Raw genomic sequence first — 284 nt, 5'->3', positions numbered from 1 at the left:
ATGGCGGGGTCCTGACCGAACACAACCGACTTCAGATCGCGCTCCAGCGTCTGCAGCTTGCTGCGATCGTCCTGCGACACGCTTTGCGGCGGGACACGGGCGATGCGCGAGACGATGTCTTCGATCTCAGCCTTGCCGATGGTCTTCTTCTGCTTCGACTTCGGCAGAATGCGTTGCGCGGCACCGGCTTCGTCGATCACGTCGATCGCCTTGTCCGGCAGGTGGCGGTCGGTGATGAAGCGTGCCGACAGCTCAGCCGCAGCCGTGAGCGCCGACGATGCGTA

The 284-nt window shown here is 63.7% G+C and carries 1 pseudogene; it reads right to left on the bottom strand.

From position 1 onward, the window contains the following. Positions 1-284, bottom strand: a pseudogene (clpA, locus tag RVY79_RS19080) (ATP-dependent Clp protease ATP-binding subunit ClpA); the annotation flags it as partial.

The sequence above is a fragment of the Chromohalobacter sp. HP20-39 genome (genome assembly GCF_033052815.1).
In the GTDB taxonomy this organism is placed as follows: Bacteria; Pseudomonadota; Gammaproteobacteria; order Pseudomonadales; family Halomonadaceae; genus Chromohalobacter.
The sequence above is the reverse complement of the archived record's forward strand: the minus strand, read 5'-3'. Positions and strand labels throughout refer to the sequence as shown.